Origin of the sequence: Sphingobacterium sp. UGAL515B_05, from assembly GCF_033097525.1 — a bacterium.
In the GTDB taxonomy this organism is placed as follows: Bacteria; Bacteroidota; Bacteroidia; order Sphingobacteriales; family Sphingobacteriaceae; genus Sphingobacterium.
The window spans coordinates 1,989,076-2,012,531 of the sequence record NZ_CP109907.1 but is presented as its reverse complement, the minus strand read 5'-3'; the positions used below and the strand labels follow the sequence as shown (position 1 = coordinate 2,012,531).

At 39.7% G+C, this 23,456-nt stretch carries 20 protein-coding genes; 11 read left to right on the top strand and 9 right to left on the bottom strand.

Going from position 1 to position 23,456, the window contains the following annotated elements:
* Positions 1–21: 21 nt before the first annotated feature.
* From OK025_RS08150 to OK025_RS08135, 4 genes are all read left to right on the top strand, one after another.
* Complete coding sequence (locus tag OK025_RS08150) at positions 22–918, top strand: hypothetical protein (RefSeq protein ID WP_317669053.1); 897 nt, start codon at positions 22–24, stop codon at positions 916–918.
* 2 nt (positions 919–920) lie between these two features.
* Positions 921–3,521, top strand: coding sequence for a hypothetical protein (locus OK025_RS08145; RefSeq protein WP_317669052.1), 2,601 nt, complete (start codon positions 921–923; stop codon positions 3,519–3,521).
* A 12-nt stretch (positions 3,522–3,533) separates the two neighbouring features.
* Positions 3,534–5,894: a GAF domain-containing protein gene (locus OK025_RS08140; RefSeq protein WP_317669051.1), complete on the top strand. Its 2,361-nt coding sequence runs from the start codon at positions 3,534–3,536 to the stop codon at positions 5,892–5,894.
* A gap of 99 nt (positions 5,895–5,993) precedes the next feature.
* A complete protein-coding gene (locus OK025_RS08135; RefSeq protein WP_317669050.1) occupies positions 5,994–6,605 on the top strand; it encodes a trimeric intracellular cation channel family protein in 612 nt (203 codons plus the stop codon).
* 184 nt (positions 6,606–6,789) lie between these two features.
* On the opposite strand, the gene def is transcribed toward OK025_RS08135, so the two are convergent.
* The gene (gene def, locus OK025_RS08130) at positions 6,790–7,371 is read right to left on the bottom strand and encodes a peptide deformylase (RefSeq protein WP_317669049.1); all 582 of its coding nucleotides are present in this window, start codon (positions 7,369–7,371) and stop codon (positions 6,790–6,792) included.
* 261 nt (positions 7,372–7,632) lie between these two features.
* Between def and OK025_RS08125 the strand changes: the two genes are divergently transcribed.
* The 3 genes from OK025_RS08125 to miaA all read left to right on the top strand — a co-directional run bounded on the left by OK025_RS08125 (position 7,633) and on the right by miaA (position 10,545).
* Complete coding sequence (locus tag OK025_RS08125; protein ID WP_317669048.1) at positions 7,633–8,412, top strand: hypothetical protein; 780 nt, start codon at positions 7,633–7,635, stop codon at positions 8,410–8,412.
* A 64-nt stretch (positions 8,413–8,476) separates the two neighbouring features.
* The gene (locus OK025_RS08120) at positions 8,477–9,649 is read left to right on the top strand and encodes a Gfo/Idh/MocA family protein (protein ID WP_075990358.1); all 1,173 of its coding nucleotides are present in this window, start codon (positions 8,477–8,479) and stop codon (positions 9,647–9,649) included.
* On the top strand, positions 9,646–10,545 hold the full coding sequence (gene miaA / locus OK025_RS08115) for a tRNA (adenosine(37)-N6)-dimethylallyltransferase MiaA (RefSeq protein ID WP_317669047.1): 900 nt from the start codon (positions 9,646–9,648) through the stop codon (positions 10,543–10,545). The genes OK025_RS08120 and miaA overlap by 4 nt, the downstream gene beginning before the upstream one ends.
* Before the next feature lie 69 nt (positions 10,546–10,614).
* Here the strand turns inward: miaA and OK025_RS08110 are convergent, their stop codons facing one another.
* The 5 genes from OK025_RS08110 to OK025_RS08090 all read right to left on the bottom strand — a co-directional run bounded on the left by OK025_RS08110 (position 10,615) and on the right by OK025_RS08090 (position 15,898).
* On the bottom strand, positions 10,615–12,168 hold the full coding sequence (locus OK025_RS08110; protein ID WP_317669046.1) for an Rne/Rng family ribonuclease: 1,554 nt from the start codon (positions 12,166–12,168) through the stop codon (positions 10,615–10,617).
* A 304-nt stretch (positions 12,169–12,472) separates the two neighbouring features.
* Positions 12,473–13,309, bottom strand: coding sequence for a tetratricopeptide repeat protein (locus OK025_RS08105; protein WP_070562796.1), 837 nt, complete (start codon positions 13,307–13,309; stop codon positions 12,473–12,475).
* Positions 13,310–13,327: 18 nt separating this feature from the next.
* Complete coding sequence (locus OK025_RS08100; RefSeq protein WP_046673299.1) at positions 13,328–13,612, bottom strand: HU family DNA-binding protein; 285 nt, start codon at positions 13,610–13,612, stop codon at positions 13,328–13,330.
* A gap of 247 nt (positions 13,613–13,859) precedes the next feature.
* Positions 13,860–14,906: an 8-amino-7-oxononanoate synthase gene (locus OK025_RS08095; protein ID WP_317669045.1), complete on the bottom strand. Its 1,047-nt coding sequence runs from the start codon at positions 14,904–14,906 to the stop codon at positions 13,860–13,862.
* Positions 14,907–14,929: 23 nt separating this feature from the next.
* A complete protein-coding gene (locus tag OK025_RS08090) occupies positions 14,930–15,898 on the bottom strand; it encodes a D-2-hydroxyacid dehydrogenase family protein (RefSeq protein WP_317669044.1) in 969 nt (322 codons plus the stop codon).
* Between the two features lie 273 nt (positions 15,899–16,171).
* Between OK025_RS08090 and OK025_RS08085 the strand changes: the two genes are divergently transcribed.
* From OK025_RS08085 to OK025_RS08070, 4 genes are all read left to right on the top strand, one after another.
* Positions 16,172–18,319: a carboxypeptidase-like regulatory domain-containing protein gene (locus OK025_RS08085; RefSeq protein ID WP_317669043.1), complete on the top strand. Its 2,148-nt coding sequence runs from the start codon at positions 16,172–16,174 to the stop codon at positions 18,317–18,319.
* 153 nt (positions 18,320–18,472) lie between these two features.
* Entirely contained in the window at positions 18,473–19,087 is a 615-nt protein-coding gene (locus OK025_RS08080; RefSeq protein ID WP_317669042.1) for a hypothetical protein, read from the top strand.
* A gap of 8 nt (positions 19,088–19,095) precedes the next feature.
* Positions 19,096–20,157, top strand: a complete 1,062-nt coding sequence (locus OK025_RS08075; RefSeq protein ID WP_317669041.1) for a histidine kinase — start codon at positions 19,096–19,098, stop codon at positions 20,155–20,157.
* A 126-nt stretch (positions 20,158–20,283) separates the two neighbouring features.
* A complete protein-coding gene (locus OK025_RS08070; protein WP_317669040.1) occupies positions 20,284–21,033 on the top strand; it encodes a LytTR family DNA-binding domain-containing protein in 750 nt (249 codons plus the stop codon).
* A gap of 131 nt (positions 21,034–21,164) precedes the next feature.
* Here OK025_RS08070 and OK025_RS08065 read toward each other — a convergent pair whose 3' ends face one another.
* From OK025_RS08065 to OK025_RS08055, 3 genes are all read right to left on the bottom strand, one after another.
* Entirely contained in the window at positions 21,165–21,632 is a 468-nt protein-coding gene (locus OK025_RS08065) for a hypothetical protein (protein ID WP_317669039.1), read from the bottom strand.
* Between the two features lie 7 nt (positions 21,633–21,639).
* The gene (locus tag OK025_RS08060) at positions 21,640–22,116 is read right to left on the bottom strand and encodes a hypothetical protein (protein WP_317669038.1); all 477 of its coding nucleotides are present in this window, start codon (positions 22,114–22,116) and stop codon (positions 21,640–21,642) included.
* A gap of 132 nt (positions 22,117–22,248) precedes the next feature.
* Positions 22,249–23,403, bottom strand: a complete 1,155-nt coding sequence (locus OK025_RS08055) for an SH3 domain-containing protein (protein ID WP_317669037.1) — start codon at positions 23,401–23,403, stop codon at positions 22,249–22,251.
* Between the last annotated feature and the right edge of the window lie 53 nt (positions 23,404–23,456).

Sequence of the window (23,456 nt, the reverse complement as noted above, 5' to 3'; positions counted from 1 at the left end):
CAATTTAAATTTAATCATATAATGATGAAAAACCCGACGATATTGACAACGATAGCATTAGGCTTAGCCTCCGCTATTTTTCTCGCCTGCAACCCGAATAATACAGCCAAGGAAAATAACAACAAGCTCGCTCATGTTCAAGCTGAAAAACCGCAACAAATACCCTATACATTATCTTCGGGCATAAAAATGAGTTTGCCAGACGAATTGTTAGAAATATCCGGAATAGCCTTCCTCGCGGGACAGGATGACGATATTTATGCCATCCAAGACGAGCAGGGCTTTCTTTATAAGTTTAACCAACCGACACAAAAAGTCACGTTCAACCCTTTCGGAAAAGATGGCGACTATGAGGATATTTCGATAAGCAATACACATTTCTTTATCTTAAAGAGCAATGGCAGCATCTATTCCTTTCCGATTGCCGAAAAGGACGATATAAAAAATGTTGTTGAACAGAAAAATTTACTCCCAAAAGGAGAGTACGAGGGACTTTTTGTTGACCGCGAAAGTAACCAGGCATACGTATTATGCAAAGAATGCAAGGTCGATAGAAAACAACCGCAAACCTCTGGCTATGTCTTTTCAATTGACGAGCATGGTCAATTCCAGCCGAAAGGAGAATTTGCCATCCAGCTTGATCAACTTCAGGCATTTGATGCTAAAATTAAGAAAACGTTCAAACCCTCCGCGTTAGCTAAAAAAGCAGACAGTAAGGAATGGTATATCTTATCTTCTGTCGACAAAACCCTTGTGGTCACCGATGAGAATTTTCGTGTAAAATCGCTCTCTCCATTAGATCCGAAGATCTTCCCTCAACCTGAAGGCATTAACTTTGATTCAAAATTCAATCTTTACGTCAGCAGCGAAGCCGGTAATCAGGATAAAGGGATCATTTATAAATTTGAACAAAAATAGGCATGCAAAAGGTTGTACCATTCTTTCTTATTTTTCTTGCTAGTCATGTTTATTCACAACAAAAACATACACAGTCACCTGCACACCAGGGTAAGTCCTTTGCTAAAACCGTCATCAAGGACAGTGTAAGTATCGTTGCAAATGCAAAATATGGTAAAGCCAGTAAATTCAAAAAGTTCTTCCTTGGCGAAAACTACCGCAAAGAATGGGCTGCAGAAACCACCTTACCTTTGCTCCAACTTTCAACCTTATACGGGGGACTGCGTCCTGTCAAACAAGGGGGCGGGATGCAATCGGTTTCTCTACGACTTACAGATTCAAGCGGTCGGGAATGGGCCCTACGATCAGTCAATAAAAGGACTGAATCCCTTATACCAGAAGAGCTACATGGCACCTTTGTACAGGATGTCTTGGACGATGCCACTAGCGCGCAGCATCCCTATTCCGCGCTTATGATCCCGGCTTTGGCAAATGCCGTGAACGTCCCACATGCCCATCCAATCATCGGCGTTGTTGCACAAGACAGCATATTGGGTGAATATGCGCCGCTTTTTGAGCATACGGTGGCTTTACTAGAAGAACGCGAACCTCTTGGTGATTCAGACAACAGCCCAAAAGCTGTACGAAAACTACAGGAAGATAACGACGATAACTTTAAGGCTAAGGCATATCTCCGCGCAAGAATGCTGGATGTACTGGTAAGCGACTGGGATCGACACGAGGATCAATGGCGTTGGTACAATGAAAATCAGGATAGCGCAGATCACGATAAAGACTATATTCCTATTCCCCGCGATCGGGATCAGGCACTGCGTGTCACACAAGGTTTTCTAATGAAAGATATCTATCAGCAATTTGTCAACCCAGTCATGCAAGGTTTCACGACCGGTATTCCCGATATTCGCTATTCTTTATTTAAATCACGCTTTTTAAATGCTCATCCGAGCAACCAGCTTCCTCACAAGGAATGGACCAAAGAGGTCAAGCAATTTGTAGCACGTCTCACAGATTCGGTATTATGGGAGTCGGTACATAGCCTACCGCAATCGTCCATTACTATTCGTGGAGAGCAAATTTTTAAAACACTTCAAAGCCGTCGTGATGCACTTCCCATGGCGATGGAAGAGTATTACAATTTCATTAATAACATTGTCGATATTCATCTTAGCGACAAAAACGAAAAAGTAGAAATATACAGCACAGCAAATAAAAACTTAAAAGTCAAAGTTTCGAAGATCAATAAAGATGGTAAAGTCACCAAAGCATTGATGGACAAAACCTATAAAGATTCCCTGACAAAAGAAATTCGCCTCTATTTGGCTGAAGGTAAAGACTCTGTTGTCATCGATAACACAAATTCTCCTATAAAACTCCGAATTATTGGCGATAACACGCCAAAGACTTATGTGATCAACCAAAGCAAATCGAAAATACAGCTTTACGAAAACACCAAAAATTCCACTTTACTGGGTGAAAAGAACAAAATAAAGCTTCATTATGCACAAGATAGTACCAACACGCAATTTGTTCCTGTAAACCTGTACAACACCTGGCTACCCTTGGTGACTGCGGGCTATAATGCTGATGACGGTTTTTCGCTGGGGCTAGGGGCTGCTTACACACATCAGCGTGGATTTAGAAAAAGCCCTTTTACGTATAAGCAACAACTTACTGTAGCAACAGCCTTCCGAACCGGAGCTTATAAAATCCGCTATAGAGGCGAATGGATAGCTGTTGTCGGAGATGCGGATCTTGTTGTCGATGCACTAGCAAAGGCTCCTGACAACACCCAGAATTTCTTCGGCGTAGGTAATAACTCGCTCTTCTTAAAGGAACAGTATGGTGCAAAATATTACAGAAGTAGATTCAATATTTTCAATATCAATCCACAGTTACGGTGGAAACCTTCAGCTACATTAAACTTTGCCGTAGGTCCGCATATCCAATTTTACCACTTAGATCCGATTGAAAATGAAGATCGATTTATTTTAAATCCCCAAGCTTTACATTCTTACGATAGTTTATCGATTACCAAAGACAAAGCTTTTGCAGGTATCAATGCCTTTTTAACGCAAGATTCCCGTAATCGAAAGATTAACCCAAGTAAAGGGCTATATATTGAAGCCGCTTTGAATTCTTATTTTGGACTCAATCAGTATTCAAAAAACTCAGCGCAGTTAAGTGCTGCTATGACGGGCTATTTTAGTGCATTTAATGAAGGTATTATATTTGCCAATAGAACAGGAGGGGGCACCGTTGTCGGGAACCCTACATTTTATCAATATCTATTTCTAGGCGGCCATGAAAATCTCAGAGGATTTCGCCAGTACCGATTTGCAGGGCAACAGATGCTTTACAATAACCTAGAGGCTCGTATCAAAGTAATTGATGTCAAAAGCTATGTTCTTCCGGGTGAATTCGGACTAATGGGTATGTATGATCTTGGAAAAGTGTGGGCAAAGGGCTATAACAGCGATAAGTTTCATCAAGGTGTGGGTGGTGGCATTTATTACATCGTCGCCAATGCGCTTCCTTTGCATTTTGTCATGACGAAATCCAATGAAGGCTGGTATCCCTATTTCAGCACAGGTTTCCGCTTTTAAAATTTTCGATCTATGGAGATAAAGAAAGTACAACTCACAACGGCGAAAACGGCCAATACGTATGATGGCAGGCTAGACTTTGAACCATTTTTCAAATACCTGGAGTCTTTTATTGAAAATGGCACTTCATCGGATGACATGATTCCTTTGTTTGCGCTGGAACGCATCAAAGAAATAGAGCATCTCAACGGTAAACTCTGCAAGCATAACCTCAATGCCTATAAAGATATTCTGCAATTGATTTATAGCCTCTCCGTATCGTTGCTTGACACTGCTCCAAAAAGATATTGGGCACTCACAACAGCCCTAGCAGAAGAAGCCTTCTATGGCACGGAAGCCTTTTTCGACCTAGCTAGTCATCAGCTTGTGGAGCAAGAAATTCAAGGGAAGATGCCTACCGGCAGCCTTCTTACTAATCAAGAAAAGCTCTTTTATACTCTCATCTTCGAGCGGCTCTATGGCTTTTCTTCCAATGAGAACAGCAGTATTGTTTACCATCAACTCAATGATAAGGGGGAGATCGTCGATTATTACGATTTGGACATCGATTTCAAATTTGTGGAGATCAAGGCAAAAAAAACATTGCCTGCCCTTGATATAGGACGATTATCGGAAAATCCGAGTGATTCGCTTTTTGATTGGAACACCGTTATCAATACTGTTAAACTGGAAGATTTTGAATTATCGGGCTTTAGTATTGTAACCTTCAGAAAGACCAGTACGGAACATATTTTACGCCGTATTCAGTCCATTCTTTTGGACTTGCCGACATACAATTATCATCTCTTTTTAGCTGATTTAGAGAAAATCATTACACCGCTATTAAAAGGGGCTGATACCGTGTTTAGTTTATTTCCGTTATTCCAATTAAATGGGGTACCATTTTTCGATTATTCAATCAACAATAAGAGCATCTTGATTGCCGAAGCGTATTCCGCAAATAAACCCTTCAAGATCAATCCTGAACTTGCGGGCTACCTAAAACATCCGCATGTGATCTTTTATACCAATAATGAAACGAATGGCCTCCGAAATACCACATCCATTTTTGACGAGCGGATTGGCCACTCGGGCGTAACGACCTATCTGTGTATTCCACTTATCCATAATCATTCCCTCTCAGGCATATTGGAAATATACAGCCGTGAACAAGATCAGCTCGACAATGAGACAATGCAAGCCTTAAGTTCTTTGGTCCCGCTTTTATCACAATTATCTCAGGATATTACGCTAGAATTTAAAAAACGTATCGACGATATCATCATCAACCGATTTACGACCATACAGCCTTCGGTTCAGTGGAAATTTAACCATATAGCGGCCCAGTATATCCAGGAACTGGAAAACGACAGCCCGGATGCACATATCAAAGCGGTTGTATTTGAAGAAGTCTATCCGCTCTATGGTGCTGTCGATGTCAAAGACTCCACTATCATAAGAAACGCCTCCATTCTGAAAGACTTTAGCTTCAAGGTCAAACAGCTCGCAATGCTTATTGATGAACTCTCTTTAGATGGAAAACACAAGTTGATCATGACTTTTTCAGCACGTGTTGATCAAATTACAGAATCTCTTGACCGTATTTCGTTTGATGAGTCTATGGTCAAGATTATTGAGTTTTTTAGAAAAGATGTACAGCCATTTTTAGAAGAAGCCAGAAAGCAATTTCCGTCAAAAATAGAGGTGATTGAACATTACGCGAAGCATTTTTTCACCAATCGAGAAACCGGTGAATTTTATAGGAATGAATTTGAAACTTCTTTACGCCAGATCAATCAATTGATCGGTAAGGAACTAGACCATTTCAATAGCTTTATCCAGGGGAATTACCCATCGTATTTTCAGAAATTCAGGACAGACGGTATTGAATATGACATTTATATCGGCGAATCCATTACGCCACAACAGCCATTTAGCTACGAATTTATCAATGTATTTAGGCGTCAGCAAATTATTTCTATGGCAAGAATTGCGCTGAAAGCTTACCATGCGAAGGATATTCTGCCTCTGGCTTTAGAAACAACACAATTGATTTTTATCAATCCACATAGCATTGATATCAGCTTCCGGGAAGATGAACGGAGGTTTGATGTAGAGGGATCACTCAATATCCGTTATGAAATAATCAAAAAAAGGATAGACAAAATTCGGATAAAGCGAACCAAAGAACGACTTACCCAGGTCAATAAAATTGCTATTGTCTATTTATCGGATGAAATCCTGGAGGACCTCATGTTGAGTATAAAGGCAATATACGACATGGGCATCATTGAGCATGCCATCGAACATTTAAAATTGGAGGATGTACAGGGAATCGCGGGTTTGAAAGCTATTCGCCTTTCGGTGAATCTAAACTATCAAGATTTCTCCTAAATTTGTCATTGAAAGGGAAAAATTTTCATGATTGATGTTGGCAGTAGTGCATTTTCATCAGCATAAAAGATATAATATACGTATTTAAATAAAATCACCATGATTACTGATGCCAACTATTTTTATCTAAGCGATTTGCTTGGCACCTTATTTTTTGCAATATCAGGAACCCTATCGGCAAAACGTAAAGATATTGATATTTTTGGGGCAGCCTTTTTAGGCTTTGTGACAGCCATTGGCGGCGGATCGATGCGGGATGTATTTTTGAATCTGCGCCCGGTATGGGTCAATGACAGCAATTACCTCATCGCTATTTTCCTCGGGATTTTAATTGCCATTATCTTCAATAAACAATTGTATGGCTATTATCGTACATTGACCCTTTTTGATGCCATCGGAATTAGCTTTTTTACTATCCTTGGGGTACAAAAATCACTCAACTACGAAAGCAACACCTATGCTGCCATTATCTTTGGAATGTTCACCGCAGTATGTGGGGGGATGACACGCGATGTCCTACTTAATGAAACACCGCTCATCTTTAAAAAAGAAGTATATGCTACGGCCTGTTTAGGTGGTGGCCTAATGTATATCTTGCTGGTACATCTTGATCTCGATATTTCCTGGGCGGCTTTTATCGGAGCAGCTGTTGTATTTTTGATACGGATGACTGCCGTTAAATATCGTTTATATTTACCTCGTTTAGATTGAGTGAAAGCACGTCCCTTGGGAAGCGTACGTTCCTTTGAAACCGGTCAAAATGCATGAGACTCGATTTGTTTTCAATATCCTGGAAGAAGCAGTTGAAAATGATTAAAAAAACGACGATGTTTGAACCTTACTGGAATTATTAATATGCTGAAAACCATTAAAAAAGAAAAAGCGTTAGTGTGGACTAACGCTTTTTCTTTTGTTGAGGAAATTTCATTTTATAACTTACGCGAATATTTCCTTTCGAGATGGCATCCAAACGACCTTTCAACATCGTCTTTTTCAACGCACTCAATTTATCGGTAAAGAGCTTTCCTTCAATATGATCATATTCGTGCTGTACCACACGAGCCGCCAAACCTGTTAGATCCACTTCGTGTTCTTCAAAGTTCTCGTCCAGGTAATTGATACGAATATTTCGGTGACGCAATACATCCTCATTAATATCTGGAATACTCAGGCAGCCTTCTCCGAAAGCCCACTTCTCACCAGATTCTTCAACCATGATCGGGTTAATAAAAACTTTTTTGAACGATTGGAGCATTTCTTTGTTTTCTTCATCATCTTCCGCAAAAGGAGTTGCATCGATAACGAACATACGTATCGGCAAGCCTACCTGCGGAGCCGCCAACCCAACACCATGAGCTGCATACATGGTGTCGAACATATCATCAATCAATTTTTTTAAATCTGGATAGTCTTCATCTATTTCTTCAGCGACCTTTCTTAATACAGGATCGCCATACGCCACTATCGGAAGTTTCATATGTAAATAATTATTTATAAGTGCCGATACTCATTGTTATGTGAGTTCATTACACATTGTTTGTTTTTAACGGTTATTTAGTCCCGCTTGTATTTTTAGCACAATTAAATTTTAGATCATATCAGACTAATTTATACCCCTGATCTTAGCTTTTATAACAAGGAGATGCTATAGCACCATTATATTTTCGTGTACAAAGGTACGGATAATTATTAAAAGTGAATATTTCGTCAAAACTTCCATAAAAGTTACTTTTGTTTTATGGATCCTTCGTTTATAAATTTGTCAACACAGTTCAAGCTTAGGCTCGAGCAAGCCCTTGAAGCCCCATTAGGGCTTTGCCAGGATGATGGATTTATACAAATATCCTCTCCGGAATTAGCAATTAACATTTTACTATACCCTCATAACAAATCCGTTAGACGTGATACTTCCGACCCCTGCATTCATATCGATGAGGACCAATTAATAACAAAGTTTGATTTGATCGTCAGGCGCATTGTTTCTAGAACAAAAAATGACAAACGCATCTACGCACGTAATACTGTAGTTGCCCGGATCGACAAAAGAACGAGTTTACAGTTCCTCGTGGAACATCATTTACAAACCGCTCTTCCCGGCAAGTATCGTTATGGCCTTTATGAACAGGGAGAGCTTGTTGCCGTCGCGGTATTCTCTGGAGGACGCCGAATGCTGGATAAAGATGAAGACTATCGCTCATTTGAATTATTACGCTTTTGTAATAAAACAGGTATTAATGTTATAGGAGGCCTAAGCAAATTAATTAAAGCCTTTTGTAGCGATTTCTCGCCAGGAGACATTATGACTTTCACCGATCGTGATTGGAGCCAACACTCTTCGCTCGAAAAAATTGGGTTTGTTGCTAAAGAAATTACGGCACCGATTAACTTTTGGATCACAGGAACAAAGCGGTATACGTATCGAAATACAGATGAATTAAAGGTGCTTAGGGAGCAGCTCCCCCATGGCTTTCCCAAAGAAAATATGGGTAGCACCAAGATGATTTTATACATAAAATAAGCTAAATTGTGTATATTGTACACTGTAAAAGTTTGAAAAATAAATAATCAAAAATAATAATGTTATGAAGAGAAAACTTCGCATGGGTATGGTCGGAGGCGGAAACGATGCCTTTATTGGCGCTGTACACCGTATTGCTGCTTTTATGGATGGCAAGATTGAACTGGTTTGTGGTGCATTTAGTATTGATCCACAGATTTCAAAACAATCTGGAGAGGACTTATTTGTAGCTCCTGAGCGTGTCTATCTAAACTATGAAGAGATGATCGAAAAAGAATCTTTGCTTCCCGAAGGCGAACGCATGGATTTTGTAACGATCGTAACACCCAATTTTTTACATTTTGCTCCCGCTAAATTAGCGCTAGAAAAAGGTTTTGATGTTGTCGTTGAAAAACCAATGACAGTATCTGTTGAAGAAGCAAAAGAATTACAAGAAACGGTAGAACGTACTGGTCGTACGCTGTGCCTTACCCATACGTATTCAGGCTATCCAATGGTTAAACAAGCCAAAGCAATGGTCAAAGAAGGTCACTTCGGTAAGATCAGAAAGATTGTTGTTGAGTATCCACAAGGTTGGTTAAGTCGTTTAACGGAACGCGAGGGTAATGCTGGAGCCGCTTGGCGTGCAGATCCGAAACGCTCTGGTAAATCGTTGGTTATGGGTGATATCGGTACCCATGCTGCGCATTTAGCGGAATATGTGTCGGGCTTAAAAATCCAAGAACTATGTGCAGACCTAACAACATTTGTTGAAGGCCGTCTATTGGATGACGATGGGTCGGTGCTTTTACGTTTCGAAAATGGTGCTAAAGGTGTATTGATGGCTTCGCAAATTTCGGCCGGAGAAGAAAATGCTGTTCGTATCCGTATCTATGGTGAAAAAGGTGGATTGGAATGGGCGAATGAGGACCCGAACAATTTAATTATCAAAATGCTTGATCAACCTCGTCAGCTTTATCGCACAGGCAATGCTTATGCAGCGCCTTATACGTTGAGTTCGTTTGCAACACATAATACCCGTGTACCAGCGGGTCACCCTGAAGGGCTATTAGAATCATTTGCGAATATCTACCGTAATTTTGCGGCAACAGTTACAGCCAAACGTGAAGGAAAAACTCCTACAGCTGAACAACAGGATTTTCCAACAGTTTACGATGGCGTAAGAGGCATGGCTTTTATCGATACTGTCGTAAAAAATAACGAAGGAACAGAAAAATGGACTAAATTTGTTCTGTGATAGACAGATTAAAATATACACTTTCTCTTTTGGAACAGCAAACCGTTCCAAAAGAGAAAGTTATCGTTATCTTAGGGCCTACAGCTTCTGGAAAAACGAAACTGGCCGTCCAGCTGGCCCAACACATTGATGCTGAAATCATCAGTGCTGATTCCCGCCAAATCTATCGAAGGATGGACATCGGTACGGGAAAAGATCTATCGGAATACCAAGATATTCCCTATCATCTTATCGACATACATGAACCGGGAAAACGCTACAATCTCGGAAATTTTATTGCTGACTTCCGTAAAGCCCAACAATCCATTCTAGAAAAGGGAAAACATACCATCCTATGTGGTGGTACTGGTTTATATATTCAAAGTGTAATCCAACAAAATCCCTATGCGCTGATCCCATCAATCGAAGGCTTCAAGGAGTCATTACTTGCATATCCAGAGACGGAGCTGTTAGCGCGTCTTCAGGAATATACACTACCTGTGAACTTTCAAATCGATCTTTCGACCAAAAAACGTATCATCCGAGCAATAGAAATATTAGCGTTTTTAGAGAATCACCCCGATCACATCGTCCAGCAACAAGCAGTAGATAGCATAGTTATCGGATTAAATCCCCCGTTGGAAATCAGACGCGAACACATTAGCCAAAGATTAAAACAACGATTGAATGAAGGCTTCTTAGAAGAAGTGTGCGGGCTCTTGACAGAAGGTATTACACACGAGCAACTTCAATACTATGGTTTGGAGTATAAATATGCGTCACTCCATCTCCTTGGACAGCTCGATTATCCTGCTTTTACCACAAAATTGGAGACAGAAATACATCGCTATGCCAAAAGACAAATGACTTACTTCCGCAAAATGGAAAAAGACGGCATAATTATCCATTGGGTATAAACAATACAATGATATAAAAACAAAAAAGGGCTAGTATCACTACTAACCCTTTTCGTTAATCTCTTTCTATTATAACTTGATTTCTTCATCCTTCGCATTGAAGAAATGGAATTCAGTTAGATAATATGACGTCATTGGATTTACTTTAATCCATTTTCCGTACTTCATGAACCATTTCATTCTTTTAGAAATCAAACCAGACTTAATGTAGGCGTCTATATAAGGGTGAACACATAAGGTCACCTTGTTTTCGTTCTGTTCTTGAAGAATAAAGCTCAAATTATTTTCAATATCATCCATGAGGACAATACTTGATCGGATTTCACCTGTACCATCACAAGCCGGACATTTTTCGTTTGTGACGATATTCATTTCAGGTCTAACGCGCTGACGTGTAATTTGAACCAATCCAAATTTACTTGGAGGCAAAATTGTATGTCTCGCTCTATCCGCTACCATACATTCTTTTAAGAATGTATACAACTCTTTTCGATGATTGGGTTTATGCATATCGATAAAATCGATGACTACAATTCCGCCCATATCACGCAAACGCAGCTGACGCGCAATTTCTTTTGCTGCTTCCATATTGACCAGCAATGCATTGTCTTCCTGATTCTCCTTATTAGCAGAACGGTTACCACTGTTGACATCAATGACATGCAAGGCTTCGGTATGCTCTATAACGAGGTACGCACCGCCCGGCAATGTTACAGTTTTGCCAAAAGCTGCCTTGATTTGCTTTTCAACTCCAAAATGATCAAAAATTGGCTCTTTATGTTTATAAAGTTTGACAATTTTCTCCAAGTCTGGAGATATATCGTGTATATATGATTTTGTTTCTTCGAAGATCGAAGGATCATTAACATAAATATGCGAAAACTCGTCTGTCAAAATATCTCGTAGAATAGTGGATGCACGATCCATTTCGCCAAGAACCTTTTGAGGCGGTTCAGCATTACGAAGACGTTTGGTAAATAGCTCCCATTTTGAGATCAGGTCCAATAAGTCACGTTGTAGTTCTTCAACACCCTTACCCTCGGAAACTGTGCGAATGATAACGCCAAAATTAGCTGGCTTAATTCCTTCGACAATCTTTTTTAGGCGATTGCGTTCATTACTACCTTTGATACGCTTGGAAATGGAAACAGTACTTGAGAAAGGTACCAAAACGACAAAACGACCCGCTATCGAAAGGTCTGAGCTCAGACGCGGTCCTTTTGTTGAAATGGGTTCTTTGGCGATTTGTACTGGCACGAGCATATTTTTGCTTAAGACATCAGAGATCTTACCAGCTTTATCGATATCCTTTTCAAGTTTTAAACTATTGAGCAGTTTCTCTTGATAACTGCCATTCTTCACTATACGCGTAAGCTTTAGCAAAGATTGAACTTGAGGACCCAGATCTAAATAATGTAGAAAAGCATCCTTTTCGTAGCCTACATCTACGAAAGCTGCATTAAGCCCCGGCATAATTCGCTTAATACGTCCGAGATAGATATCCCCAACGGCGAAGTTATTATTTGCGGGCTCGCGGTTAAGTTCAACAAGCTGCTTATCTTGTAGTAAAGCAATAGTTACCCCTTTATCAGGAGTTGAATCGATAATTAATTCCTTTACCAAAAGCTACTCATTTTTGATACCTATGCAATATCCTATCGCAATCTTGGGTATCCGATTAAACATTTAAAGAACGTTGTTACGAAAAAAACAATCTACATCCCCTTCACAGACATGTAGATCGTTTCGTAAAGCTATCTCAGCAAAATGGGCCAAGATGTTTAAAAGCTTATCACAAGACTATTTTTTCTTGTGTCTATTTTTTCTTAAACGTTTTTTACGTTTGTGAGTAGCCATCTTGTGTCTTTTTCTTTTTTTTCCGCTTGGCATAGCTAAATTTTTTAATGATTATAAAATAATAAATTAATTACTTGCTCAATTCCGCGATCTTTCGATCGATGAATTGTGATAGGGAAGGATCGGCTGCCAGTTCCTTACTTTTTTGAAAAGCTGTAACGGCTTCCTTTTTCATCCCAATATTTTCATAGCCTGTGGCTAAGTAAAAGTATGACTCAGCATCGGGTTTTTGATCGATAACGGTCTTAAAACGCTCGATAGCTTTGTCAAACTGACGGGATTGTAATGAAAACAATCCCAAAGTTTTGTTTGCTTCTAAGTTTTTAGGATCGGCAGCAACGACTTCTCGCAATAAGGCAATACCTGCCATAGGGTTGTTCGTTCCTGACACCATTGCGGCACCCAATCCTGTTTTTGCATCCAAACTACTTGTATTCGCTTTTAACGCAGCCTCATATGCATGAATAGCATTTTGATTTAACGCTTGGGCTAAAGTAGAATCTTGCAAATTTGTATAAGCGGCACGATAAGCATTACCTGCTTTCAACCAATATTCAAACTTCGGTGAAACCTTTGCCATTTCCTCATAGATGAAAGCCTGAGGGGCTGGTTTTGCGACATCATCCCACTTATTTGCCAACTGTTGCAACAGCTTTATCTTATCCTCTCCAGAAGCTTTTGCAACTTGGCCCTCAATATCGGAAATTTCTTTGACTAAACTAGCATCTAAACCTTGTTTTGTCATCGAAGATATATTTTCCAAATTTACTTCATTGGAAGGCTTCGACTCAGATGCTGCAGCAGTTTGTTTTTCTTTGTTCACCAAACCTTTAATAGGCTGTGCTAAAAGCACAGCAACCAAGGCTACTACTGATCCTATTACTATTATCTGTTTGGTTTTTGCCATTTTAATCTACTTTAAAGATTATTTATTGCCATTCTTTACTTTCTCTACGAAAATTTTAGCTGGCTTGAAACTAGGAACAAAGTGTTCAGGGATAATGATTGCTGTATTTTTTGAAATGTTTCTTGCAGTCTTCTCAGCTCTTTTTTTGACTACGAAGCTACCAAAACCTCTTACATATACATTTTCTCCTCCGATCATTGCGTTTTTGACAACTTTAAAGAACGCCTCTACGGTTTCTTGAACATCTACCTTCTCTAAGCCAGTTTTGGTAGAGATTTCTGCAATAATTTCTGCTTTAGTCATATCTATTTTACTGTAATTATTTATTTTTCAACCCTTAAGCCAACTAATGTTTGGGGATGCAAAAGTATTGTTTTAAAATGAGTAATGGAAATTATTTAAATACTTTTTTGATAAATAAGCTTCCAAAAGCCAAACATTTACAATCAATTAACGAGACATTGCGTCCAACCAACCATTAAATAGACCTCAAAAATAAAAACAATTATCTAATTTACAAGATGTTGACTTATTACTTGTCATATAAAAATCAATATATGCCAATTGCATGACTCAGCTGGTCCAAATCTGCTTTGGTATGGTGCGCGTTTACCACAATCCGATTTAATAGAGGGTCTGTAGCGAGGGGATAAGGAAAACTTGAAACCAGTATTCCAGCATTCATCAGCCTCGCATAAAGGCCCGTATCCATTGAAGAAAAGACCGGAAAATCAGCAACAGCGTTTAATCCAGACTCCATATGGGCTTTGAAGGAATCAATATTATCCTGCAGCTTTTCGAATTGCTGTAGATAGATCAGCTCTCCATGAACAAATGCATATAAGCTCGCTGGTGAACTTGGAGAAGCCCCTGTATAAAAGTTTGATCGCTTGAGATACTTGATCCGTTCCCCATCGGCCAAAATCAATCCAGCATCTGTTGCCAGGCCTTTTGCCAAGGATGCGACGACGATCAGTTCGATATTAGTTTGCTGAAAAATACTTTTATCCAATGAAATGCTATTCTTGCGCAAAACTCCTATTCCGTGAGAATCGTCTAAGAGGAGTATAATCTTTTTGTCCGGATCAATACGATTGAAAACAGTGAAATCGTACAATTCTGGCCGCATATTGTCCAAGCTGTTGCTAACGATGATAAATGATGTTTGGGCTGAATGATTGATATACTCGATCGTTGCATTGGCCCACTCAACAAAATGCCCAGTTGCGACGGGCTTCTTATCTAGCCATAAAGAAGGGTGACAAGCAGGAGCATACAATACTTCTCCTTCGGTTGCCAAGGTTCTTACAAGAAATTGCGTTGCCAGATATCCACTGGAGAGCAACAGGCTTGCTTCAAAACCAAAACGCTTTGCTGCATATTCTTCGGCTTGATCAAATATGGCCTGTTGCACATTATTATTTCGTGAAGTGCCGTTGTTGATACCATAGCGCTGTATACCTTCTATGAAAATAGAAGTATATGCTTTATCTGTCGCCAGCCCTAGATAGGAAGTTCCACCAAAAAAAAGATATTCCTTACCGCCGACCACAATAACGCGACCTGTTGGTTGTTCTAAATGCGTAAAATTATTCATCTATGTATAGCCGATTCATTTAATTAGCGGGTCAAAACTTCGGGGTTAGCGATATGCTGTGGATCGCCCCCGGAAAAGGCTACAATATTCTCAAAAGCAAGTCTAAATAATTGTTCGTAACCATTTTTCTCCACATAGCCAATATGTGGCGTACAAAGTACATTTGGCAACTGCAATAATGGATAGTTCGGGTCAAAGATTGGTTCGGACTCATAGACATCTACCGCAGCCATCCCCGGAACACCGGTCTCGAGCGCGGTCAATAGTGCCCCCTCTTCAACCAACTCAGCACGAGAGGTATTGACAAAAAGCGCAGTCGGCTTCATAGACCGGAGATCTTCGAGCTTTACGACACCTCGCGTCTCAGGCACTAACCTAAGGTGTAAAGTAACAACATCAGAAAAATGAAAAAAATCGGATTTACTGACAGCAGCTAAAAAGCCGTCTCTTACAGCTTCCTCTCGGGAATTTTCGCTTCCCCAAACAATTACTTGTGCACCAAAAGCCTTTGCATATTGCGCTATTCGCTTCCCTATTTTTCCATAGCTCCATATCCCTATTGTTTTCCCGGCGACACAATCTCCTATGTTCGTTTGCCAGAGGCCTTTGTCCATATCTGAAAGAGCCTTAGGTAAACCACGGAGGGCATTCATGATCAAAAGCCAGGTCAATTCAGCCGGAGCAACAGGAGAGCCCATACTTTCAGCAACAGCCACATGGAAACGGCTACAAACAGCCAAATCCAAATGGTTTGAAATTTTGCCCGTCTGGCTAATTAACTTTAGTTTGGGAAGCTGAGACAACAGGTCTTCTGTAATTCGCGTCCGTTCTCTGATGAGCACTAGCGCTTCCGTATCGCTCAATTTTTCGGCCAGTAAAGCCGGATCTGAATAGGACTGTTTCAATATTTGGACATCGTGACCATCAAGAATTTTGAAACAGTCCAACTTTCGGACAGCGTCTTGATAGTCATCTAAAATGGTTATTCGCATTTTTACTGACTTAATTTTAAACTCTTATTTTCAATATCAAACGAAAGTAAAATGACTTTTATATCCGCTATAAGTACATCGCATATAAAAGCAATTTTTCGCGTTCTCCACTTTCCATCGCGGAACTTATTTATGGAGGAAATTTTGTTTTTCGATATCAATTTACAGCATAAAGTTTGAATCCTGCAATTCGTCATGATATTTTGACATTCCATCCACTCTTTTTCGCAGGAACACTTACAGCCGCTGATATTTGAATAAAATTAAAGAAAAATGAAGCTGTTATTAACCTTACTATTTTTAAGTATTACCATCGTATCGGCGCAGTCCATCTTGAAAGGGAAAGTGCTGGGCAAAAACGGCAAACCTATATATTTAGCCAATGTTTATATTGAAGGCACCTATGATGGTGGCACCACCGATTCGCTTGGAAATTTCTTGTTTGAGACCAGTGAGCAAGGTACTAAAATCATTAAAGCATCTGTTGTGGGCCTCCCAACATATCACAGGCCTATCCAGCTACCTCAAAAAGAATTGCTGATTATTCAAATGCAAGAAAGTGAGAATCGCTTACAGGAAGTCACGATTCAGGCAGGGGTACTACAAGCCAATAGCTCCGGAAAAAACACGGTAATGAGTCCATTGGATATTGTCACTACGGCAGGCAGTATGGGAAACATCATCAGCGCACTGGCAACATTGCCCGGAGCACAGGTTGGGGGAGAGAATGGACGTCTTATGGTTCACGGTGGAGATGCTTCCGAAACACAGACCTACATCAATGGAATCAGAGTAGCCCAACCCTACACCGCAACACCAAACGAGGTTCCTGTAAGGGGCAGGTTTTCGCCCATGCTCTTTAAAGGCGTGAATTTCTCTACAGGCGGCTATTCTGCAGAATTTGGTAATGCGCTGTCCAGCATTCTAGCGCTAAACACCGAAAATACCATAGAGCAGCCCAAAACAGAGCTTTCGCTATCTTCCGTTGGATTAGGGCTAGGACATACCGTACAATGGGGCAAAAACTCCCTCACCTTCAACAGCAGTTATACAAACTTAAAACCCTATTCCAAAATTATTACACCAGATATAAAATGGACGAAACCCTATGAAAACGCTTCTGGAGAAATGATCTATCGCCATCAGTTTAAAGAAGGTTTTCTAAATATTTATGGGGCTTACAATTTCGAAAATATGGGACTTTACCAAACGGACATCAATTATGAGCAACCCGTCCCATTGAAAAAGAAATCCAACAATGCCTACGCCAACATCAGCTACAGTCAGAATTTGGGGAACCGATGGACACTCCAGTCTGGTATTGGCCTAGGCTACCTGACCGATAAGCTGCATTACGATGACGTTTACCTCCCTAATGAAGAAAAGAGTCTTCACGTAAAAGGAACGCTAAGTAAGATCTGGAACAATAAGATTAAAAGTATCGGAGGAATAGAATATTTCGACACGAATTATCAAGAAGAATATCACCGACAAACCCTTGGCTATAGCTATGGTTATCATAGCAAGATGACCGCTGTATTTACGGAAACTACCTTCGGCATCTTCCCGAACTTAATCGGGAAGATCGGCTTACGAGAAACTTCCTCCAATTTGCAGGCGAAGAGCACGTTAGAACCGAGGGCTTCGCTGGGCTATGCATTAAATAAATATACGCAGCTATCACTTGCTTACGGGAACTTCCATCAGCAGGCGCCAACAACGCTGTTAAAATATGCTCCACAACTTGACTGGATGGAGGCCAATCATTATATCGCAAATTATTTCTATTCGCGTGGAGGGCACTTACTTCGCTTAGAAGCCTATCACAAAAAATATAACAATTTGGCAAAATACAACAGTATAACTCCAAAATATGACAGCCAATATGACAATAACGGAAGCGGTAAGGTCAAAGGCTTTGACTTATTTTATAAAAACAGCAGTAGCATCAAAAACCTCCAATACTGGATTTCATATTCCTATACAGACAGTAAGAGAAATGAAGCGAACTATCCGACGACAGTCACTCCCCCTTATGTTTACAAACACAGTTTCTATATCGTTGGAAAATACTGGCTATCAAGCCTCCGTTCACAGCTCAGTTTGACAAATTCGTTTGTATCCGGCAGAAATTACAATGATCCCAACCAAACAGTATTCATGAATGGCCGTACAAAAGGCTACAATAGCCTGTCTATGAGTTGGTCATTTCTTTACAGCCAGCAAAAAATTATCCATTTCTCCGTCAGTAGTGTTCTTGGCGCTAGCCCAATCTATGGGTATCAATATGCAGACCGGCCAAATTCACAAGGAATCTACGACCGTAGACCGATTGTCCCTACTGCCAAACGCTTTGTATTTCTAGGCTATTTTTGGACAATCAGTAAAAATGAAAAAGACAATCAATTGGACAATCTATAATAAACATCAACTCATCATCGAAATACGTCGGTCCATCCAGAATTATTTCTGTTTGCAGAAAAGGATTACCAACTTCAATAACATTCAATATCATATACATCAAACACAACAGCAATAACTTAGAAAAATATTTACTACTAAAAACGATAGATCATGAAATCATTTATTATCACTCTCATCTGCCTTATAAGCGGCAGCACATTTGCACAAAGCAATTTTGAAAAAAGTATGGGACAAGCCATGAGCCTATGGCAATCGGGTGAGACGCAGAAAGCGGCCGCTCTTTTAGAACGTATTTCACAGGCAGAAAAGGACAATTGGATTCCTGCCTATTATCAGGCCATGGTACTGACAACAGCATCCTTCAGGGAGAAAAATAAAGAGGCACAAGCAAAATATATACAGTCTGCAGAAGAAATACTAAACAATAGCGCCCAGGACAATAATTCAGAATGGCTTGTGCTGAGAGCGATGAACCAAACGGCATTGATGATTACAGATCCGATGACAAAAGCCAAAGAGCTTTCACCTAAGATTATAGGTCTATATAAAAAAGCCATCACCCTTGCGCCAAATAATCCACGTGCGGTATTGGGATTAGCGGAATTCCAAATAAACGCAAAAAAATATTTCAACCAGGATACCAACAAAGAATGTGAGGATGTCAAGAAAGCACTATCTTTATTCGGTGAAGAGAAAATTACTACACCATTTGCACCTTCATGGGGCAAAGATCGGGCAGAACAGTTGATAAAAGAATGTAAATAATAGTTTTCGTGAAAGGACCATATTTAAAATCCATTATCAGGGCATTTCTTTCAAGCCTAGCCCTTAGCATGTATTTTGTTCTCGTCGCAAAACTTGAATATAAAGACACTTCTTGGAAGGCAATTATCCTTCATCCAAGCATGCAAAAAGGAATACTATATGGTTTTTTCCTTTTTTTGGGCAATGATTATTTAGCAAAATGGGTATCAGCAAAATACCCACAGGCAAAAGATTTAGGAAGGAAAATGGTCCTTTTCTTTACTTGTAATATCACACTCACTATCATGGTGATATTTACTGTCAATGCATTTTTCTCCAGCTTATTCCATGGAAATAAAAGTTTCATGGTAAGATTTCATGACTTTGTATCTCAGCAACATGTTGCTTATTATTTCCAAACCGTTGTTATCGCATTATTTATCTCTATCGTGTTTTTTGGCTTTCACTTTTACAAGCGGTTTAGAGATTATCAGATAAAAGAGACACAACAGGAGAAAGAACAAATAACGGCCCAATTTGAGTCCCTGAAGAATCAATTAGATCCACACTTTTTGTTTAACAGCCTGAATGTATTGAATGGATTAATTGATGAAAGTCCCAAAAAGGCGAGCATGTTTACGACTGATCTTTCTAAAATTTATCGTTATGTACTGGAGCAGAAAGATAAAAGCCTTGTTTCATTACAGGACGAGCTCGCGTTTTCCAAAGCTTATTTAAATCTTTTGAGTCTGCGATTCGAAGAGGGCATTCAGATCGATTTACAGATTAATGCGGAGCAACATATAGGCTTTATCTTACCGCTTTCACTTCAGTTACTTATTGAAAACGTGATCAAACACAACGTTATTTCGCTTAAAAAACCTCTTTTATTGAAGATCTATCGAAAGAACGATTATCTCTATGTTGAAAACAACCTCCAAAAGAAGAAAGTACTCCACGGTCGCTCGGGAATTGGTTTAAGAAATATTCAAGAACGTTATGCTATCCTCTCCAATCGACCTGTGCATATTCAGGAAAGCGATATATTATTTTCTGTCGGACTGCCCATCATCAATGAAATAGTCTCTTAAAAGTAACTTGTTCTTAAAATAAACATACGAGCGGTAATCGCAGCAAAACTAATAGCATAGGCACAACGATGCTCGACACATTAAACAATAAAACGGTCTGATGATCGATAAGCATGCAAAAAAACAATGAAAATAGTAATTATAGAAGACGAACTCCCATCAGCTAGACTACTTCAAAGAAAACTGGAGAACCTCGGCTACACGGTAGTTGCTGTACTGCAGACTGTAGAAGAATCTATCGAATGGTTTATGTCAAATACCGAACCTGACCTATTGTTCTTGGATATTCAGCTCGCCGATGGGATTTCATTTGACATCCTTGAGCAGGTGAAGCCCAGTTCGGCCATTATTTTTACCACCGCATACGATGAATATATGTTACGGGCATTTAAACAAAATAGCATCGATTACCTCCTGAAGCCAATTGAAGATGAAGAATTGGAAAACGCAATTGAAAAATTCCGCCAATTTAGGAACCCAAAGCCACAATTCGATCTGGCATCTTTTGAAGCTTTATTTAGAAACACTGTCCAAACATATAAGGAACGCTTCACCATCAAAATTGGCCAAAGCCTAAAAGTTGTGACAACGCATCAAATCGAATGCATTTACAGTGAAAATAAGGGTACCTACCTCTACACGAATGAAAATGGGAATTATCTTTTGGACCAAACATTGGATGCGCTGATGCCACAACTATCTCCTAAAGATTTCTTTAGGATCAACCGAAGCACGATTGTTCAATTTGATGCCATCAAGAATATTGCCGTACATTCTAATGCCCGGTTGAAAATATACCTTAAGCATTATGAATCGGATGAGCTTATTGTTTCAAGGGAGAAAGTCACGGCCTTCAAAAACTGGCTTGACAATTAGTCTAGTCGTTTCTTAAAAGTGCTTTAGCACAATTACTTTTGCAAGCGAAATAGACTATCATAAAAAAATGGTCCTGTCAAGTTTAGCTTTTGGAAGGTAAACCAAGCAGATGTTGGATCCATTAATCTAAGCTACATATTGATTCGATAATTTAACGGAATACTAAATCGAAGAGACACCGCGAACCCCTTTATCGGATTGTAATCTTTTTTTTCATTGATGGAAAATCCATAACCAAAGTCGATATCCACCAACGTGGCCAAACTCACTCCAACTTTGGGCGTAAAGGTATACGGAGTAAGCTCTGCACGAACAAAGGGAGTTAAGACATATGTTTGAGGATAATACGTTACTGCAGCCTCAGGTATCACGGCAAACTTCCTTTGTGTCCAAGTAAAGTTGGCTGTGGCATCGGCTCGGAGAATATGATCTCCTGTAAAAGGAAATGCGAAATAAGCACCAGTTTTTATAATACTCCCTTTTTGAAACTGGTAGCTTAATGTCGGACCGATTAAGTGGTCTTGTGCTTTTAGGTTGCTAACTATAGCTAACAATACAACAAGTGACCCCAGGAGCTTATAAATCGTCTTACTGCGCATTTTTCAATTAATAAATATGAAAATTGAGCGGAATATTTACCCCTACTGAAACGGTAATTCCGTCAATCGGATTAAAATTTTTCTTAGTATTGTAATCAAATCCATAACCTATTCCCAGATCCACAATAGAGAATAAACTGGCACCAACTTTTGGCGTTATGGTATAAGGTGTTAATTCTGCTTTTACAAAAGGAAAAACAACAAAATCATTTAGATAATAGGTAAACCCCAGCTCTGGAATAACAGTCGTTTTACCTTCCATCCAGCTGAAATTGGCTCCGGCATCAATTTTCATATATTGAAAATCATTCGGTGCAAATAATCCCCAGCCCGAAACTTTCAGGAAATTACCACTTTGATACTGATACCCTACTGAAGGACCCCAAATCCATTTATTATGCTGTTTCCATGGCTTATCTTGTGCCATAGACAACGTGGAAAAGAGAAGAAGGATAATAAATAACGATAATATTCTTAGTTTCATCCAGCTAAATTACAAACTATAATCTATTTTATGGAATACAACAGGTGCATGCCAGAATAGTTTTACTTAAAACAGAAAAACAATAAATATATACGCCAGCAGTAAACCAATAAAAATATGGTTTGTGCCTGTTTAATGGGGTAATATCTTGATTCTGATAAACTGTGATCTTTCGTTCAGCGATCCTTCTTCGCCCCAGTAACCGTCTACATGGTTGGCAGCAGTATAGATACAACCGTCCTTGCCCCAGAACATTAACTCTTCTTTCCAGGTTGGCATCCACTCTTTAAAACTGATAAAAACGAAAGGAGTCACCTTTCCTTGTTTCACGTGGAAGAGCTGCAGGTCGCCCGTCGATTCATAGGGGTCGGCGTGCAAGGTCATTAGGTATTTTTTATCGGCAGAGAAGAATGGATAATCCCCACATTCCACAATAAGATGACCATCCTGTTTATCAAAAAGCCGCACATCAGCACTTTCCCAATAATTCCCATCAACAGCAAAAGCATTTAAAAAATCGTAATGCCCTTTATAAGAATAGCTGGCTTCTAATTCATTATCGATATCCTTATCCTCAAATGTTAGCTTTTTCCCATTTGTCAACGGCAATTCCAAAATCTTTCCATTTTTCGGATAAGACAGGGTATCCTTAATCAAGTAGTTTTTAGCCGTATTCCGAGCGGCTAAGAACGTTTGCTCATCAATCAATTCTAGCTGGAGATACTTATCTAAAGAATGCCCATTTTCGTAATGCATTTCTTTACCATTTATCGTCAATGAAACGATTGAATTTAAATCTTTGGGAGAGATTGTAATTTTATCTTGTTTCCCCAGCTTGGACTTCGCTACATAGACCTTTTCCCATCGCGTTACATCACCTTTTTCGCCATTGTTCCCGCTATAATCGCGCTGGATACGATCCATGACGGCAATCCATTCTCCTTCTTCACCGATCACATCGAGCTTGGTACCATAGGGATATCTTCCTAATAGCGGGGCCGCCCTATCCGCGCCTTGTCTAAGCTCGGCTCCAGCTCGATCAACAACATAGGTATTTTTTAAAACCTTCGTCTTGTCAAAGTCAATTGGCAAAGGAGGAAATTTAGCAGCAGCCATCGTATCCTTCACAGCGACTGTTTTAAGTTCAGCAGAATCCTTTAAATCCGCACCGTTGACTTTTGTATTGTGTCCACAGCTCAAGATTGCCATGGATAACGTCGCTCCTAGGAATAAAAATAGGGGTGAAAATAGCGGTCTATTCATAAAGGTCAAGGTAGCGATTCCCATGCCAAAAAAAAATACTGGTTTTCAGGGGTTCTTCGAGAACCAATACTATTATC

Coding starts and splice junctions, on each gene's coding strand:
- OK025_RS08150 (WP_317669053.1), top strand. CDS start 22: ATGATGAAAAACCCGACGATATTGACAACGATAGCATTAGGCTTAGCC.
- OK025_RS08145 (WP_317669052.1), top strand. CDS start 921: ATGCAAAAGGTTGTACCATTCTTTCTTATTTTTCTTGCTAGTCATGTT.
- OK025_RS08140 (WP_317669051.1), top strand. CDS start 3,534: ATGGAGATAAAGAAAGTACAACTCACAACGGCGAAAACGGCCAATACG.
- OK025_RS08135 (WP_317669050.1), top strand. CDS start 5,994: ATGATTACTGATGCCAACTATTTTTATCTAAGCGATTTGCTTGGCACC.
- def (WP_317669049.1), bottom strand. CDS start 7,371: ATGAAACTTCCGATAGTGGCGTATGGCGATCCTGTATTAAGAAAGGTC.
- OK025_RS08125 (WP_317669048.1), top strand. CDS start 7,633: ATGGATCCTTCGTTTATAAATTTGTCAACACAGTTCAAGCTTAGGCTC.
- OK025_RS08120 (WP_075990358.1), top strand. CDS start 8,477: ATGAAGAGAAAACTTCGCATGGGTATGGTCGGAGGCGGAAACGATGCC.
- OK025_RS08105 (WP_070562796.1), bottom strand. CDS start 13,309: ATGGCAAAAACCAAACAGATAATAGTAATAGGATCAGTAGTAGCCTTG.
- OK025_RS08100 (WP_046673299.1), bottom strand. CDS start 13,612: ATGACTAAAGCAGAAATTATTGCAGAAATCTCTACCAAAACTGGCTTA.
- OK025_RS08095 (WP_317669045.1), bottom strand. CDS start 14,906: ATGAATAATTTTACGCATTTAGAACAACCAACAGGTCGCGTTATTGTG.
- OK025_RS08090 (WP_317669044.1), bottom strand. CDS start 15,898: ATGCGAATAACCATTTTAGATGACTATCAAGACGCTGTCCGAAAGTTG.
- OK025_RS08085 (WP_317669043.1), top strand. CDS start 16,172: ATGAAGCTGTTATTAACCTTACTATTTTTAAGTATTACCATCGTATCG.
- OK025_RS08080 (WP_317669042.1), top strand. CDS start 18,473: ATGAAATCATTTATTATCACTCTCATCTGCCTTATAAGCGGCAGCACA.
- OK025_RS08070 (WP_317669040.1), top strand. CDS start 20,284: ATGAAAATAGTAATTATAGAAGACGAACTCCCATCAGCTAGACTACTT.
- OK025_RS08065 (WP_317669039.1), bottom strand. CDS start 21,632: ATGCGCAGTAAGACGATTTATAAGCTCCTGGGGTCACTTGTTGTATTG.
- OK025_RS08060 (WP_317669038.1), bottom strand. CDS start 22,116: ATGAAACTAAGAATATTATCGTTATTTATTATCCTTCTTCTCTTTTCC.
- OK025_RS08055 (WP_317669037.1), bottom strand. CDS start 23,403: ATGGGAATCGCTACCTTGACCTTTATGAATAGACCGCTATTTTCACCC.